Origin of the sequence: Limnohabitans sp. Rim47, from assembly GCF_001517545.1 — a bacterium.
In the GTDB taxonomy this organism is placed as follows: domain Bacteria; phylum Pseudomonadota; class Gammaproteobacteria; order Burkholderiales; family Burkholderiaceae_C; genus Limnohabitans_A.
In genome coordinates this window covers 234,148-250,108 of the sequence record NZ_FBYA01000004.1, presented here as the reverse complement: position 1 = coordinate 250,108, position 15,961 = coordinate 234,148, and the positions used below count along the sequence as shown (strand labels likewise).

The following is a 15,961-nucleotide window of genomic DNA, read 5'->3' as shown; positions in this document are numbered from 1 at the left end:
GTCAAAACACCACACAAGACGCCTCGCCCATGACCATCGCATTGATTGACTCACCTGCCCGCGCCAGCAACAGCCCCAAAATGAATGCTTTGGAAGTCCAAAACGAACATGATTTGCGCACCGAACCCTCTGAGTTTGGTCAAGTCATGTCCGGCATCCTGAACCCGACGGCCCAGCCACCTTCTGGTGTGGCCCAAGCCCTGGCGGCAGCAAGCGCCGAGGCACCCGCCCTGAATGGGCAAACCATGGCCGACAGCAAGTTGGGCCTGCCCCCACTGATGAACCCATTGGGCGGCGACTTTTTGAAAGCGGTGCATTTAGGCCCTCACCTGAATGTCATCACACCCGAAAAAGTCGCACCAGACGACCAAAGCCTAGAGGCATTTGCCAGGTCTCAAGGCTTGGACGAAACTGCCGTTCAGTGGCTCATGGGCACAGTGCCAGTGATGCCCCCTGTGGGACTGGCCTTGCCCACGGCAGATGCAGCGGCCGCTGCCTTAGGCGCAACGGGCGCGGTCAGCACCGCAATCGGCAGCGAAAAAATCAACAATTTGGAGGGGACATCAGTGCCAGCAGCCGGCCTGTCTGGTGTCTCGACGGGTGACCCCTTGAAGTCAGCAACCGCCCAGAAACCCGACATCCAGATCACCGCCATCGCCCTGAGCAGTGCCGCACTGTGGGCCATGGCCCAACCCACGGAGCCAGCGCAAACAGCCACCGCCTCACCAGAGGCCATGCCTGAAACGGGACAAGTTCAGATCAATTTGATGACGCCACAGGCGCAAACGGCCATGTGGATGTTGCGCAATGCCATCCAGGCAAGCCCGGCCAAAGAAGTCGCAAGCCCCAAGACCGACGTCGCCATGAGCGAAATCGACCTGTCGCAAGAGGCCACGCCTGAACTGTTGGAAAGCCTGGCGCAAAGCATTGGATCTGACGCTGCCGGAGCGCAACCCACGCCGTTGTCTGGCCACTCAGGCCATCGACTGGAAATAAATACAGCCAACACCCAAGCTTCTCAAACCCAAGGCGACAACCCCACAACGGCAGACACGGGCAGCGCCCAGCGCAGTGAAAAAGTGCAAGAGCTGGCCGAAAAAATGGGCCAAGCCGTGGGCAAGCGCATCTTGTCTGAAATGGAAAACGGCCAGTGGCACCTGAAACTGTCGTTGCGACCTGCGACTCTCGGTCATATTGAAGTGGAAATGCGGATGCGCAGCGGTGAGCTTGATGCGGTGTTTACAGCAAACCAGGCCTTGACCCGGGAACTGCTGCAAGACGGCATGTCCAAACTCAAAGACACCCTGAACCAAATGGGCATGGATGTTGCTTCCATGCAGGTAGGCGATGGTCAAACCCAGAAACGTGGCGGAGAGTCGACACCCGGTCAAATGTCAAAATCGACAAATACCGAAAATGGCGATTCACAATCCACGCAGGCACAGCCGATCAGTGCGCCCCGAATGAAAATGGGGAAAGACGGTTGGGATGTATTGGTTTGACACGCAATCAATCAAGGAATCAAGATGGCAGACGAAGAAATTGAAGTTGAAGGCAAGAAAAAATCGCCCCTGATCAAAATCGTGGTGATTGCACTGGTGGCCATATTGCTGCTGGTCGGCACGGCCGTGGGCACCATGTTTGTCACCGGCTTTTTTGACAAAAAAGACACCCATGCAGCCGAACAAGCGCTGAAACAAATGGAAGAAGGCGCGGCAGACAGCAAGGCCGGTGCCAGCGAGCCAGCGCCACCGCAAAAAGTGGCCAAGGAAACCCCCGAACTGAAACGCTTTGAAAACAGCTACATGGAGCTGGAAAAGCCTTTGGTCTCCAACCTGACCAACACCCGTAAAGTGATTCAATTGAGTTTGGCCATCATGACGCACTACGACGAACGCGTCTTCAAAAATGCCAAAAAACACGAGTTCGCTTTGCGTTCGGTGGCCCTTGACGCGATGCGCCAGATGACCGATGCCGATCTGGTCAAACCCGAATTCCGAAAAGAGCTCGCAGCAAAAATCCGCGAAGAAATGAACGCCGTATTGGAAAAGTACGAAGACTTCGGCGGCATCGAAGAGATCTATTTCACCAGCTTTGTGGTGCAGTGACGCGGCCTTTTGATCGATTTTCATGACCATGGCTGAAACCCAAAACCTCTTGTCGCCGGAAGAACTGGCCGCTTTGTCGGCCAGCTTCAATGACGGCAGCATGGAAGACGACACGGGCTACAACCTGGATGTCCAGGTGCGCAAACACGACTTGGCCGCCGAGGACAGCAGCCTGGGGGTGAACGTCGCCTCTTTGGACATGATCAACGAGCGCTTTATCCGCATGTTCCGACTGGGCATGCTGGAAGTGCTGCGCACCAGCCCCAGGGTCAACCCCACACGGGCGCAAATTGTGCGGTTTGGTGACTACATCAAAGACCTGAAAGCCCCTTTGTCCGTGAACATCATCCGCATGGCCCCCTTGCGTGGCTACGCGATGGTGGTGATCGACACCACGGTGGTCTTCAGTTCGCTGGACAGCTTTTTTGGCGGCTTTGGCCGGGGTGTGGGCCAACTGCCTGCAGGGCGCTTGTTCACCCCGACAGAGGCACGCATCATCAAAATCATCTTGCAGGTGTTTTTCCGATCTTTCAAGGAAGCCTGGGCGCCCGTAGCGCCGATTGACTTTGAACACGTCAGCTCGGAAATCAACCCACAATTTGCCCAGATCGCGGATGAAAACGATTTGGTGGTGCTCAGTCGGTTTGAATCCGACTCGACCAATCAAGGCTCTGGCTTCATCGACATGGTCATCCCCTACGTGGCGCTCAAGCCCGTGCGCGATGTGTTGCGCAGCCGTGTTCAAACGGGCGATGGCAACGAAGAATCAGACAAAGTGTGGCACTCACAACTGGACGATGCGGTGCGTGACGCAGAGCTCGAAATCCAGATCTTGCTGGGCAAAATGAGCATGTCCATGCACCAGTTGCAAACCATGCAACCAGGCGATGTATTGCCTTTCAAGAAATCCGAATCGGCACGGGCCATGATCGAAGACATGCCCGTCTTCGATGTGGAAGTGGGCGCTTTGGGCAGCCAGGTGGCTGTCAAGATCGTTCAACCCGTCAGCCCCAACGCGCCAGCCTGACCCCCTTTTGAGGAACGCCCATGAGCGATATGAACAGCGATACAGAATTCACCCAGGAACCTGCGGGAAAAGGCCAAATTCACGTCGATGTGTTGCAAAACATCCCGGTGACTTTGTCGATCGAGGTTGGCCGTGCCGTGATCAAAATTCGCGACTTGATGCGCCTGACCCAAGGCAGCGTGGTCGAGCTCGATCGCATTGCTGGCGAACCTCTGAACCTGTTGGTCAACAACACCGTTGTGGCGCAGGGCGAGGTAGTGCTGGTCAATGACCGCTACGGCATCCGCTTGACCCGCGTCGTCCCCGCCTCTGAGCGGCTTGAAAACCTCTGATACGGAGTCACTAAAGCATGAGCTCAGCATGGACTTGGGGTGACTGGTTGCAATACTTGTTCAGCTTTGTTTTCGTCATCGGTTTGCTGCTGATGCTGCTGTGGACCTTGCGCAAACTGCAAAACGGTTCACCGTTGTTGCGCAAAAATACCCAACGCCTGCAAACACTGGAAACCCTGTCGGTCGGTCCGCGCCAAAAGATCATGCTGATTCGGCTCGACGACCGAGAGGTCTTGGTGGGCGTCACGGCCCAGCACATGACCGTCCTGAACCCTTGGCCTGCCGCCTCTGACAGCAACGCCCCATCGCCTGAAACCACTACACCATGAAGCGTTCTGTTCACCTGGGTCTGATCCTCACCTTGTTGCTGGGCTTACTGCCCTTACTGGCGCAAGCTGCCCCAGACCTGCCGGCCATCACCAGCAGCAACACAGGCAAAGGCACGCAATACAGCATCACGCTGCAATTGCTGGCCTTGATGACCACCCTTTCGGTGTTGCCATCGGTGCTGCTGATGATGACGGCGTTTGTGCGCATCGTGATCGTCATGTCGATCTTGCGCCAAGCCCTGGGCACCGGCCAAACGCCGCCCAACATGGTCATCGTCGGCTTGTCACTTTTTCTGACGCTGTTTGTCATGTCTCCGGTGCTGGACGACGTGTACCAAAACGCCCTGCTCCCTTACATGAATCAAGGTCTGTCGTTTGACAAAGCGCTGGCGGCTGCCGAAAAGCCCATACGGGCTTTCATGCTCTTGCAAACCCGCGAAGACGACATTGCCATCTTCATGGAGATCGCCCGCAACAAAGGCGTGGCCAGCTCGCAGGATGTGCCCTTCATGACCCTGGTGCCAGCTTTCTTGACTTCCGAATTGAAAAGCGCCTTCACGATTGGTTTTCTGATTTACATCCCCTTTGTCGTGATCGACCTGATTGTGGCCAGCGTCTTGATGTCCATGGGCATGATGATGCTGTCGCCCATGATGATTTCGATGCCGTTCAAGCTGATGCTGTTTGTGCTGGTGGATGGTTGGAGCCTGATCATGGGCTCACTGGCCGCCAGCTTTGCCATGCCTTAAAGGAGCCCCCATGGACACCGCGATGGTCATCGATTTGGGACGACATGCCTTGTGGACTGCCGTGCTGGTTTGCGCCCCTTTGCTGGGGGTGGCTTTGGCCGTGGGCCTGGTCATCGGCATCATCCAGGCCGCCACATCGATCAACGAGTCGACCTTGAGTTTCATTCCGAAATTGATCGCACTGGCTTTGGCCTTGCTGGTTTTTGGCAGCTGGCAACTGGTCACGCTGATTGACTTTACGCGCAGTATTTTTCTGCGCATCCCCACCCTGTTCTCCTGAGAACGGGCTGTACGCACCATGAATTTCCTGGCCGCCGACGTCATTGAAAGGTTCTACACCTTCTTGTGGCCCATGCTGCGCATTTCGGCTTTGATGATTTCAGCTCCGATTTTTTCGCTCACAGCATTCAGTCTGCGCTTGCGGATTTTGCTGGCGCTGGTGCTGGCTTGGCTGGTCTACCCGCTGCACAAATGGCCCATGCTCGACCCCTCCACCGCTCCTGGGCTGGTAGAAGTGTTCAACCAAATCATGATTGGCTCCGTCATGGGCCTCATCTTGCAAGTGGTGGTGGGTGCCATTGTGGTGGGGGGTCAAAGCATTGCCGCCGCCATGGGCCTGTCCATGGCCAACATGCTCGACCCCAACATGGGTAACGTGCCGGTCATCTCGCAGTTGATGATCGTCATGTCGACACTGATCTTTGTAAGCTTTGGCGGTCACGCGATTTTGCTGGGACTCATTTCGGAATCCTTTCATTCCTTGCCAATCGGCACCTCCATCCTGAACCAGAACGTCTATGGCCGCGTGCTCCAGTGGAGCTCGATGGTCTTTTTGGGGGCAGTTTTGATGGCCTTGCCCGTGATGGTGTCGCTGCTGTTCATCAACATTGGCTTGGGTGTGGTCACCCGGGCTGCGCCCAGTTTGAACATTTTTGCGGTGGGTTTCCCAGCCATGATCATTGCGGGCTTCCTGATTTTGATCATCTCGATGGAAAGCATCGGTGCGCGCATCGAGTGGCTTTGGGTACAGGGTTTCAACGTGGTGCGTGACGTGATGGGGGTGCCCCATGTCTGAAGGCGCCAACGACGACAAAACAGAACAACCGACGGCCAGGAAACTCAGCAAGGCGCGTGAAGACGGACAGGTCGCACGCTCGTCAGAACTGCCTGCCGCCGTCATCGTGATCGGCGCGTTTTTGATGCTGCTGATGACCGGGGGTTGGTTGGTGACGCGCTTGGCCACCATCTTTGCAAACGGCTTTGTATTTGACCGCACCACCCTCAACAAACCCCTGCTTTTGCCCGCCCACTTTGGCGACCAAATGCTGTCAGCTTTTATCACCGTGATGCCCATCATGGTATTCACTGTGATCGCGGCCATCGTGGCCGCAGGCGTGACCGGCGGTTATCTTTTTTCGTTGCAGGCCGTGGCCCCCCAAGGCTCCAAACTCAGCCTGATCAACGGGCTCAGCCGCATTTTTGGTGCGCACGCGGCAGTAGAACTGGGCAAAGCCGTCCTCAAATTCTGTCTGGTCTCGGCGGTGCTGTGGTGGTCGATCATGTCCAATATGGACGATTTGATTCGAATGGGCCAAATGGGTCTGGAGCCCGCCCTGGCCTCAGCCGGCGTCATGATCATGAAATCGGCATTGCTGGTGGCTCTGAGCTTGGCGCTGATTGCGATGATCGATGTGCCCTACCAAAAATACGCATTCAACAAAAATATGCGCATGACCAAGCAAGAGGTCAAGGACGAGCACAAGCAAATGGAGGGCAGTCCCGAGGTCAAGGCTCAGATCCGTCGCCGTCAGCGCGAAATGGCCAACTCCCGCATGATGCAGCGCGTCAAAGACGCCGACGTGGTCATCACCAACCCCGAACACTTTGCGGTGGCGCTCGAATACGACCCCACCGGAGACGGTGCGCCCATCATGGTCGCCAAGGGCTCTGACCACATGGCGGCACTCATCCGCGAAGAAGCCAAAGCCCATGGTGTGCATTTGTTTGAAGCCGCACCGCTGGCTCGCGCCATTTACTTCACCACCGAAGTGGAACAACAAGTCCCCGAAGACCTCTACCACGCCGTCGCCCAGGTGATCGCCTATGTCTTCAGCCTTGAGGCGGCTTCGCCCATGAATCCGCCGCAAGCCAAACCCAAAGTCAAAGTCCCCCCAAGCATGCTGTTCAACCCCGACGGCAGTCGGCTTGAGAAAGCGGGAGCCCGAGCATGAACATCCAGATCCACCCTGACAGCGCCGCCTTGAACAACTACGTCTTTCGTGCCGCCGATCGCATGCGCATCGATGGCTGCGCCAATGCGGTCGCCCATGAAGGCTTGAGCCTGGCCCTGTATTGCCCTTTTGAGGCCTTGCTCGATCACTATCTGAGTTTGTTGCTGGCCCGTTTGCACCAACAAGCACCTGATCACCGGATCGAGGTCTACTTTCCCGCCAACACCGACTCTTTGCTCGGACGTTTCAACGAAGTGCTGGCCAGCCAAACGCTGAACCAAGCCGTCAAAGCGCCCTCGCAGGTGAACCAGGCGCAAATCTGGATCGTGCACGATGCCCAAACGCTGCCCGAGTCCGAAATCCAGTTGCTGGCGCGTTTGATCCAGAACTTTCCAGGGGCCAACATCCGGGCGATCTTGCTGATGTCGGGCAAGGTCAACGCCGACAAGTCGCCCCTGTCGGCATTTGGCCGAAAAATCTTGCGCTGGGACATCGAAGCCCCCACCGAAGAACAAGCCCAAGCCGCGCTTGATCTGGCACGCCATGAGGGCAATTTCAACGCGGCTCAGCAATTGATCCAGCGCATCCAGCGCCAACAACGCCCCGAGCTGGATGCGCCATTCTTTGCCGCTGCCTTGCCCGCCAGCGCCCCAAGCGCCGAGCCCATCCCAGCGCCCGCGTTGACACTGAAAAACAAGGTGCTCGCTTTTCACCAACGCGGCACTTCAGCCCTGCGCGCAATGGGTCAGCGCCTGACCCAATCCAGCACATGGCTTCGACAAAACAGCAAGCTGGCGCTGGGCATTGCGTTTGCGTTGTTCATGTCAATCATGATGATGCTGTGGATCCAACCAGAAGCGTTTGGCCTGAAGTCGGCGAAACCCATGGCCACGGTGCCGCTCAAGAGCCCGCAGGTGGCGGTTGCGCCCCCTGCGGATGTCGCGCCTACGCCTGAGCCAGCACCGCCTGCCCCCGCGCTGATGGCCCAAACCCCGGCAGAGACGGCCATAGAGGTCCCCGAGGCCACCCAAGAGGCTCAAGCCTGGCTGAAAAAACAGGAGGCCAACAGCTTTTTGCTCCAGCACGGCACTTCCAATTCCTACGAAAAAGTGCTGGACATCCAGCGCAAATACCCGGCCTTGAAACAAGCCCAGATCGTGGCGGCGTACCGACCCGGTGAAAAACTGGCTCACTTTGTGATCGTGTCTGGCCCTTACAGTGAGCTCGCGCAAGGCTATGAGGCTTCCAAGCGCCCAGGCATCCCCAGAAGCTGGGTTCGCCCGACACGCAGTTTGCAAGAACAGCTCAAAAGCCCGAACTGAGCCATGAAAGCGCCCCTATGACTCGCAAAAAACTCACCACAGACGACTCAGCCAAAGCGGCCTCCGTGCAGCCGGGGGCCAGCGTGGCTGAAAAAGCGCGCCCCAAAGTGGCTGCCGCCAAAAAGCCTTCGGCCAAAACCACAACAAAAACCAAAGCCAAGGCCCCATCCAAAATGGTGGCCCAAGTGATCGTTGAAGCCGAGGCAGACAGCCCTTCAGCCCCGATCGAAGTGTCCGCACCCGTGGTCTTGGCAGACACGCCCGTGGCACCGGTCGAGGTCTCCCCCCCCACACCCCCACAGGTGGCCAAACCGGCGGCCAAACGCGCTGCGAAGCAAAAACCGAAACGCTCAGCCGACAAAACACCTGCTAAGGCTCGCCCCAAAACGCCAGCGCAAGCCCCTGCAGCCAGCCCAGCAGCAGTTCAAGCATCTGTGATGCTGGACGAAGCCGCACTGTGGGAACAAGACGACCCTGTGAAAAGCCGTTTGGCCCAACTCAGAGCACGCAATGCACTTTTGGAGGAGCAACTCCAAAGACTGAAGCCCCCCTTTCAAGCCCGAGGAAAGAAACCATGAGCGAGAACACTTTCAAGCCCGACGCCGAACCACAGGCCAACCCCGCCTTGGAGTCCAGCGAGACGCCCGTGTCTGAAAAGCCCACACACGCCACCGAAACCGCAACGGCAGCGCCCCCCGCCAAACCCATGCATGTGGGCATCACGGTGGACCAGCGTGCGTACCAGCAATACCAGTCACTGGCCCAAGTGGTGTTGGACTCGGCTGACTTGGCGACCAAATCGGCCGAAGCGGCCGCCAACGCCAGCAGCCAGCTGAGAAAAACCACCGCTGACTTTCGTGAGCTCACCGAATCGGGTCATAAAAAGGCCCGGCTTTTGCTCGCCATCACGGGGGGGGTGTTGATCGTTTGCCTGATCTTCTTCCTCATCATGGGCGTGCGACTGGTCAGCCGCATCAACCAACTCGATGCCATGCTGATGGCCGTGGGCAAGCGCGTGGTCGAACTCAACTCGGGCATGGAGTCGCTGGAAGGCGTCAACCAAAGCGTGAAAGAACTGGCCTCTCAACAAGTGGCCTTGACCAAATCGCAGGGCCAGATTGAAGGACGCATTGACGCCTCGCTCAAGCAGTCGGAGAGCTTGGTGCAAAAAGTGCCCAGCGAAACCGCCAAACAAGTGGCTGCCAGCAGCGATTCGGTGATTCGCCAGGTGCAGGGCATCAACGCCAAATTGCAAAGCCAGGCCAATGCCGTTCAATCGATGGGCAATGAAGTGAAGTCGCTGAAAAGCGCTGTGGGCAATGTCGATGCGCTCAAGCGCGACGTCGAAGCCTTGGTCACGCTGCAAAAAGAACGCTATCTGGAGACCGTGCAAAAGAACAACGCGACCGCATCACGCGAACGCGCTGTGCAGTTCCCACGCTATGCAGCCCCCAAACCAGCCGAAGCGAATCCGGCCGCCACCGCGCCCGGTGCACCCGGTGCGGCCCCAACACCCGCCGCAAAACCGTGAAGTGTTCAGCGTGGTGTGCACGGCCCGTTAAAAAAGGCCGTGACTCACTCGATGCAGACGGCGATGTAGGTGAGGACAAAAACGCCGTTGGGCGGGATCTTTCGCCAATAGCCCATCTCGTTGACGGTGGCGATGACTTGACCGGTCATTTTGGGCCCTGAATAACTGGTCATCTGCCCCATGCGGTGCATCTTGTAGTTGCAGTCGTACTCATTCAGGTAACGCCTGGAACGCACGCCTTCAACATCGGGCGACTTCAGGTCTTGCATTTCCCAGACGCGGCGAACAGTGTCTTCTTTCTCAATCGAATTGCGGTTGACGTACAGCGTCACCTCAGGCGTTTCTCCGATGCGGGTCCAGGCCAAAGCCGCCACCGGGGCCAGGCTACCCAGCAAACCCAAGCCGATGGCTGCCAGATAAAACGGTCGCATTGAACACCTTCGCAGAGTCATGTTTGTTCTCAAAAATAAGTTCCAGCAAGCGTTACAGCACGGCCACCCGTGCCCAATTTGAAGCGCGAGATGCCCGGCAAATCGTGGGTATTGACCCCGCCCAAATCCAGCACCTCAATGCCCTGGGCTTGCAAATACAGCATGGATTGCCACAGCAGCGCGTTGTGGGTATTGAGCTGGCGACCCTCTTCATCGGCCCATCCCATATGGTAACTGGCAGCACGACCATGAATGAGAAACAACATGGCCGCGACCGTGTTCTTGCCCACTTCGGCATAGGCCACCACAAAAGCCTGCTTGGGGTCGGTGTGGGCTTGGATGAAGGCGTTGACAAAATTCGTGGGCAGACCGTGAAACTTTTTGGCTTCGCGCTGAGCCAGCTCTTTGCCCAGCAACCAGTCGCAGCGCTTGCTGCTTGGCTGAACATGCAGCCTGATTTTTCCGTTGGCCAGCGCCTTGGTCAAGCGGTTGCGCCACTTGCCATCCATCTGGGCTTTCAAACGGGTCTGGGGCACGGTCAAATCCAGCAACACCGTCGAATAACCCGTCATCACACGCGACAAACCCCGAAGCTCTGCAGCATCCAATTGCTGCGCCGTTCCGTCTGGCGAGAACAGCACCACTTTCAGACGTGCCAAAGGGATCGACTGGCGCAAGAGTTTGTAAATGACGGCACGCTGATCCGCTTGAACATCGGGATGCCAGACTGGCCCGCGCGTGCACGAAGCCAAAGAAATGTAGCCCACCATGCGTTTGCACATGAACTGGGCAATGGCCAGCAAGCGACCGTCTTGCCAGACCATGGCACGGCGAATATCCACCCCCAAAGAGGCCAAGGCGTCGCCGTAAGCCCAAGACTGCTGCAAGGCGCCTTGCTGGGCAAAATGCAGCTCATCCCATTGGGCTCGTGGCAGATGCTCCCATGTCGTTTTCATATTGTCATAATAGGCAAATTCTTCAAAATCAATTCAAGATACCCGATTTGCGACCGATATATTAAGGCGTTGATCAAAAATGACAGCGACACCCACTAAAGAACCGACCGTCCTCGGTCACGACATCCCGAAAGCGCGTTTGACTCTGTCAGGTTGGGCTTGGGGGGCACTTTATTTGGGTTTGCCCATCGTGTTGCTGGGCAATTTGATGGACTTTGTATTTCAGTGGGCATTGGGTTGGTGCATCGGTGTTTGGTGCATTGTCTAAAACAAAAGGGCCAGCATGTTTTTCTTTATCGGTTTAGCGGTGGTGTTTGGCGCCGTGTTTGGTGGCTACATTTTGGCGGGCGGCAAAATGGCCCCCATCATCAAGGCCGCGCCTTTTGAGTTCATCATCATCGGGGGCTCGGCCATCGGTGCCTCGCTGATCGCCAACAGTTTTCCGGTCTTCAAAGCGGCCATGGCCGGCATTGGCAAATGCATCAAAGGGCCCAGTTTCCATCAGGCCGATTATTTGGCCTTGATGCTGTTGGTGGGCAAGTTGCAAACGGTGATGAAAAAAGAAGGCGTGGTGGCCCTGGAATCACACGTTGAAAACCCAGACTCGAGCGCGATTTTTGGGGAGTTCCCCAAATTGGCCAAAGACCATTCCATTGTTCAGATGATCTGCGACCCCTTGCGCTTGATGGTGATCTCGCAGGGCAATCTGGACGCCGACGCATTGGATGACCTGATGAAAAAAGCCATCAAGGTCCACCACCACGAAGCTTTGTTGGCCCCCGCAGCGTTGGCCGGTATCGCCGGTGGTTTGCCTGCTCTGGGCATTGTGGCTTGCGTGCTGGGTGTGGTGAAGACCATGGGCGCGATTGACCAACCTCCTCCCGTGCTGGGTGCACTGATCGGTGCCGCCTTGGTGGGCACCTTGATGGGCGTGTTTTTGGCTTACGGCATGTTCGAGCCCTTTTCGGGTCGCCTGACGCAAATCATCAACGAAGATGCCCAGGCCTTTGACGTCATTCGTGAAATGATCGTGGGCAACCTCAAGGGTCACCCGCAACCCTTGGTCATCGAATCGGCCAGAGCCTGCATTGCACACCACAGCCAACCAAGCTTCTCTGAAGTCTTTGACGGCATGCGAGGCTCTTGATGACCGAGGCAGACAAAGCCGCAGCGGGCACGCCCGAGGAAATTGCTGCTGCCGAAGCCGCTGCAGCGGAGGCTCTGCGGCCCATCATCATCGTCAAAAAAATCATCGCCGACGATGGCCATGCAGGGGCCCACGGCGGCGCCTGGAAAATTGCCCTGGCCGACATGATGACGGCCATGATGGCTTTCTTTTTGCTGATGTGGCTCTTGGGTGCCAGTACCGAAGACAAACGCAAGAGCGTGGCCGACTACTTCAGGCCAACTTCTCACAGCCAAATTGCGATGGGTGAACTGGCCGGCTCTAACGGCATGTTTGGTGGCCAGTCCATCATCGACACCGATGGTTTTCCGTTCACCGCCAAGCAAACCGCCATGTTGGAGCGCTTGACTCCGCAGGCCCAAGGCGGTCCGGGTGAAAGCTTTGGTTCATCCAAAGAAGAGTTCAACAAGGACGGCCCCGTCGATCAAGACCCCGGCAAAGACAGCGGATCTGGCGCACCCGGCCAAGGCGGTGGCACGGGCTCACCGGGTCAAGGCGGCGGCAGCGGCTCACCCGGTCAGCAGCAGGACAAGCAAAATTTCGACAAGCTCGAGAAAGACATCAAGCAAAAACTGTCGGAGAGCAAGCAGTTCGAGAAAATCAAGGACCAGGTCAGCATCACCCGTGACAAGGAAGGCCTGCGCATCGAGGTGATCGACAAGGCCGACTTCGCGATGTATGGCTCGGGCGGTGCAGAAATGGGCGCAAAAGCCGCAGCGTTGATGTCCGAGGTCACCAAATCCCTCAAGCCTTTGCCCAACAAACTGGCCATTCGCGGACACACCGACAGCACAGGCTTCCCCCCTGAGAGCATGCGCAACAACTGGACCCTGTCTACCGAGCGCGCGGACGCCACGCGCCAGTTCATGCAAGGCCAGGGCATCGGTGCCAACCGTTTTACACGCATCGAAGGGGTGGCCGACACCAACCCCAATGTGCCCGGCAACCCGGCCGATCCACGTAACCGCAGGGTCAGCATCACCGTGCTCAATCAGTGATCCAGCACGCACTCAGGCCCACAAAAGGGCCTTTATGATGACCCCATTTCACAACGCACAGCGAGAGGTGCATCCATGATGAAGAACATTGCCATTGGTATCGCCATCGGCATCTTGGTGATGGGGGGCGTTTGGGGCCTGGTGCACGTCATGGGCGACACCGCCTCCAACTCCAGCACAGAATTGTCCAGCGACAACAACATGCCCGGCTCAAGCAAAGGCAAGATGGACCTGATTTGCGAGCTGCAACTGGACCTGGACGGTCAACTGATGCTGGGCATCAAAGAAAACGAACCCTCCCGCATCACCATGGCCGAAATCGATTTCGAGAAAAAATCAGGCTGGTACCAGGGCAAGATCTCGATTTCTGAAAGCCGTGCAGGCACCCTGACCTTGATGGGCACCCGTTTGAAGGTTTACCGTCCGGCCATGTTTCAGCGCTTTGGCGTGATGATCACGGGCGAAGAGTTTGTGATTGACCGCAAAACCGGCAGTTTTGTGCAGTCACTGAGTTTGAACGATGGACGCACCGTCAAACTGATCAAGGGCACCTGTGCCAAGGTGATCAAGCCGCCGTTTTAAACAAGCCGTCGCAGGGTGATCAAAGGCGAAGAGCCACCCCAGGCCCTTGCTGAGGGCCAGCGTAGCCAGAAGCCACAGCGCGCGATCACGCCGCCCCGCGCAACTCGTATTTGTTGATTTTCTCGATCAGCGTGGTTCTTTGCAGCTGCAGCAATTTGGCCGTTTGCGACACATTGCCCTGAGTCCGCGCCAGCGCCTGTTCGATCAGGCTGCGCTCGACTTCAACCAGATGCTGTTTGAGTGACATGCCCTCGGGTGGCAGGGTCTGAATGCCTTGGGCCATCAGAATGGCCCTTTCCACTTCGTTGATTTCGTCGTTAGAGGCTGACGCAGGGCTTAACACCTTGACGGGCATGCTGTACGAGCCTGCCGGACTGGACAGCAAATGGGCCATCGGATCGTCATCGCCCACAAAAGGCGACAAAGCCTCATGGTCAGAACCGGCCAGGCTGCCCGACACCAAACTGTCTGCTGCGGGCGCAAGCACATGGGACACGACCGCCGCAACCCTCAACGGCGGCGGAAACATGGCGGCGGCCGTCATGCCGCGCTGCGCCAACCATTCGGCCTGCAAGGCAGCCAAGCCCACCGGCATCATGCAAGCGGGCACGGTCTGGATCTGCAACAACTGCGAGGGGTACAGGGTAGAAAAACGGTCCACCAGGTTGGACAACTCGCGCACATTGCCAGGCCAGGCATAGGCCTGCATGAGTTGCATCATGTCGTTCGAAAAACGCAACGCCTTGGTCTGAGGCAATGCATGTTTGTCGGCATAAAAATTCAACAAAGCGGCGATGTCATCTGGCCGTTCACGCAAGGGCGTGGTGATCATCGGCAAGACGTTGATGCGGTAATACAAGTCTTCGCGGAAACGGCCCGCTTCGACTTCGGCCTCGAGTTTTTTGTGGGTGGCGGCCACGACACGCACATCAAGGGGCACCTCTTTGGAAGCGCCCACGGGCAAAATGCAGCGCTCTTGCAACACGCGCAACAGTTTGACCTGCATGTCCATGGGCAAATCGCCAATTTCGTCCAGAAACAAAGTACCGCCGTGCGCCAACTCAAAACGCCCTAAACGGTCAGACACCGCCCCCGTGAAACTGCCCTTGCGGTGGCCGAAAAGCTCGCTTTCGATCAAGTCACGCGGAATGGCACCACAGTTGATGGGCACAAACGGCCCCCCCGCTCGCGGCCCTTGCTGGTGCAGCGATTGCGCGACCAACTCTTTACCGGTCCCGCTTTCCCCTGTGATCAATGCCGTTGATGAGGACGCCGCCAGGGTTTTGATCAAGTCCCGCAGAAACTGGGTTGCCTGGCTTTCACCAATGATGAGGGGCTTGATGTTCGATTTCATCGGCATTGGGGACAAAGTGTGGAGAGGGTCCGGGCGAACCCCACGCACAAGCAGAGGTGAAACAAAACCAAAATTAATATAAAAGTGAATTTTCTTGTTTATAAATCACATATGTCAATATTTGCAAGATGTACGGGCTACTTTGGGGAACAAACCGCTAAAAATCACAATATTGTGCATTTTTTGACCGGCTCACCCCCCAAATACAGGACTGTGCAATGGCCAATGCCCGCTCAAGACTTGCTTGCTTGTGCCGATACACCTTGCAAGACAAATCAAGTTGGCCGACCATTTCAGGGCGTGCCCGGCTTGCCTCTGGAGTTTTTATGATGACCTTGAACCGACCCGTGGCCGTCACGCTGCTCACCCTGCTCGCCTTGGCGGGCTGCCAATCAGTGCCGTTGAACCATTCGAACATGGACGCCACACCAGCCCCTACGGCGGCCGCATCGATGATCACACCCTTGGTCGAGAAGCGCGAAACCCTGGTGGCCACAGGCTATGCCGTGGTCAGCATTCAAAACCACAAAAATCCCGCTCAGCAACGCCTGTTGGCCATTCGGGCCTCGAAGCTCGATGCCTACCGTTCTTTGACAGAACAAGTTTATGGTCAGCAACTGGACGCCACCACCAGCGTGGCCGACATGACCATCATGAGCGACACCTTCCGCGCCAAAGTCGAGGGCGTAATTTATGGCGCGGTGCTGGTCAGCATCGCCCCGGTGGGTGACGACACTTACGAGACCACGCTCTCGCTCGACCAGCAGGTGGTTCGGGATCTGCGCAGCTTGTACCTGAGCCAGTTGGCCGCTCGTCGGCGCTAAA

Annotated in this window: 19 protein-coding genes; 16 read left to right on the top strand and 3 right to left on the bottom strand. The window is 57.1% G+C overall.

Annotated elements, in window-relative coordinates; all coding sequences use genetic code 11:
• Window positions 1-29: 29 nt before the first annotated feature.
• The 12 genes from BN3544_RS11545 to BN3544_RS11490 are packed head-to-tail and all read left to right on the top strand — an operon-like array spanning window position 30 to window position 9,629.
• The gene (locus tag BN3544_RS11545; protein ID WP_019431143.1) at window positions 30-1,502 is read left to right on the top strand and encodes a flagellar hook-length control protein FliK; all 1,473 of its coding nucleotides are present in this window, start codon (window positions 30-32) and stop codon (window positions 1,500-1,502) included.
• 24 nt (window positions 1,503-1,526) lie between these two features.
• Window positions 1,527-2,108 (top strand): flagellar basal body-associated FliL family protein, encoded by a 582-nt coding sequence (gene fliL, locus BN3544_RS11540; protein WP_019431144.1) that lies wholly within the window; start codon window positions 1,527-1,529, stop codon window positions 2,106-2,108.
• 28 nt (window positions 2,109-2,136) lie between these two features.
• A complete protein-coding gene (gene fliM, locus BN3544_RS11535) occupies window positions 2,137-3,135 on the top strand; it encodes a flagellar motor switch protein FliM (RefSeq protein WP_231733961.1) in 999 nt (332 codons plus the stop codon).
• Between the two features lie 20 nt (window positions 3,136-3,155).
• Entirely contained in the window at window positions 3,156-3,467 is a 312-nt protein-coding gene (gene fliN, locus BN3544_RS11530; protein ID WP_155820576.1) for a flagellar motor switch protein FliN, read from the top strand.
• A 17-nt stretch (window positions 3,468-3,484) separates the two neighbouring features.
• A complete protein-coding gene (fliO, locus tag BN3544_RS11525; protein ID WP_019431147.1) occupies window positions 3,485-3,796 on the top strand; it encodes a flagellar biosynthetic protein FliO in 312 nt (103 codons plus the stop codon).
• Window positions 3,793-4,545, top strand: coding sequence for a flagellar type III secretion system pore protein FliP (gene fliP / locus BN3544_RS11520; protein WP_019431148.1), 753 nt, complete (start codon window positions 3,793-3,795; stop codon window positions 4,543-4,545). The genes fliO and fliP overlap by 4 nt, the downstream gene beginning before the upstream one ends.
• A 10-nt stretch (window positions 4,546-4,555) precedes the next feature.
• Window positions 4,556-4,825, top strand: a complete 270-nt coding sequence (gene fliQ, locus BN3544_RS11515) for a flagellar biosynthesis protein FliQ (protein WP_019431149.1) — start codon at window positions 4,556-4,558, stop codon at window positions 4,823-4,825.
• Between the two features lie 18 nt (window positions 4,826-4,843).
• Window positions 4,844-5,620 (top strand): flagellar biosynthetic protein FliR, encoded by a 777-nt coding sequence (fliR, locus tag BN3544_RS11510; protein WP_019431150.1) that lies wholly within the window; start codon window positions 4,844-4,846, stop codon window positions 5,618-5,620.
• Window positions 5,613-6,776, top strand: a complete 1,164-nt coding sequence (gene flhB, locus BN3544_RS11505) for a flagellar biosynthesis protein FlhB (RefSeq protein WP_019431151.1) — start codon at window positions 5,613-5,615, stop codon at window positions 6,774-6,776. Before fliR ends, flhB begins: the two co-directional genes overlap by 8 nt.
• A complete protein-coding gene (locus BN3544_RS11500; RefSeq protein ID WP_019431152.1) occupies window positions 6,773-8,098 on the top strand; it encodes a hypothetical protein in 1,326 nt (441 codons plus the stop codon). Before flhB ends, BN3544_RS11500 begins: the two co-directional genes overlap by 4 nt.
• Window positions 8,099-8,115: 17 nt before the next feature.
• Window positions 8,116-8,676, top strand: coding sequence for a hypothetical protein (locus BN3544_RS11495; protein WP_026036858.1), 561 nt, complete (start codon window positions 8,116-8,118; stop codon window positions 8,674-8,676).
• A complete protein-coding gene (locus BN3544_RS11490) occupies window positions 8,673-9,629 on the top strand; it encodes a hypothetical protein (RefSeq protein ID WP_019431153.1) in 957 nt (318 codons plus the stop codon). Before BN3544_RS11495 ends, BN3544_RS11490 begins: the two co-directional genes overlap by 4 nt.
• A 44-nt stretch (window positions 9,630-9,673) precedes the next feature.
• Here the strand turns inward: BN3544_RS11490 and BN3544_RS11485 are convergent, their stop codons facing one another.
• Window positions 9,674-10,060, bottom strand: coding sequence for a surface-adhesin E family protein (locus tag BN3544_RS11485; protein WP_019431154.1), 387 nt, complete (start codon window positions 10,058-10,060; stop codon window positions 9,674-9,676).
• A 29-nt stretch (window positions 10,061-10,089) separates the two neighbouring features.
• Window positions 10,090-11,016, bottom strand: a complete 927-nt coding sequence (locus BN3544_RS11480; RefSeq protein ID WP_019431155.1) for a lipid II:glycine glycyltransferase FemX — start codon at window positions 11,014-11,016, stop codon at window positions 10,090-10,092.
• Window positions 11,017-11,299: 283 nt separating this feature from the next.
• On the opposite strand from BN3544_RS11480, the gene motA reads away from it, so the two are divergent.
• The 3 genes from motA (at window position 11,300) to BN3544_RS11460 (ending at window position 13,782) form a co-directional block, all read left to right on the top strand.
• Window positions 11,300-12,163: a flagellar motor stator protein MotA gene (motA, locus tag BN3544_RS11470; protein ID WP_019431157.1), complete on the top strand. Its 864-nt coding sequence runs from the start codon at window positions 11,300-11,302 to the stop codon at window positions 12,161-12,163.
• On the top strand, window positions 12,163-13,200 hold the full coding sequence (locus BN3544_RS11465) for a flagellar motor protein MotB (protein ID WP_019431158.1): 1,038 nt from the start codon (window positions 12,163-12,165) through the stop codon (window positions 13,198-13,200). The genes motA and BN3544_RS11465 overlap by 1 nt, the downstream gene beginning before the upstream one ends.
• Window positions 13,201-13,275: 75 nt before the next feature.
• Window positions 13,276-13,782, top strand: coding sequence for a hypothetical protein (locus BN3544_RS11460; protein WP_019431159.1), 507 nt, complete (start codon window positions 13,276-13,278; stop codon window positions 13,780-13,782).
• Window positions 13,783-13,867: 85 nt separating this feature from the next.
• Here BN3544_RS11460 and BN3544_RS11455 read toward each other — a convergent pair whose 3' ends face one another.
• A complete protein-coding gene (locus BN3544_RS11455; RefSeq protein WP_231733960.1) occupies window positions 13,868-15,142 on the bottom strand; it encodes a sigma-54 interaction domain-containing protein in 1,275 nt (424 codons plus the stop codon).
• 323 nt (window positions 15,143-15,465) lie between these two features.
• On the opposite strand from BN3544_RS11455, the gene BN3544_RS11450 reads away from it, so the two are divergent.
• The gene (locus tag BN3544_RS11450; protein ID WP_155820577.1) at window positions 15,466-15,960 is read left to right on the top strand and encodes an LPP20 family lipoprotein; all 495 of its coding nucleotides are present in this window, start codon (window positions 15,466-15,468) and stop codon (window positions 15,958-15,960) included.
• Window position 15,961 lies beyond the last annotated feature (1 nt).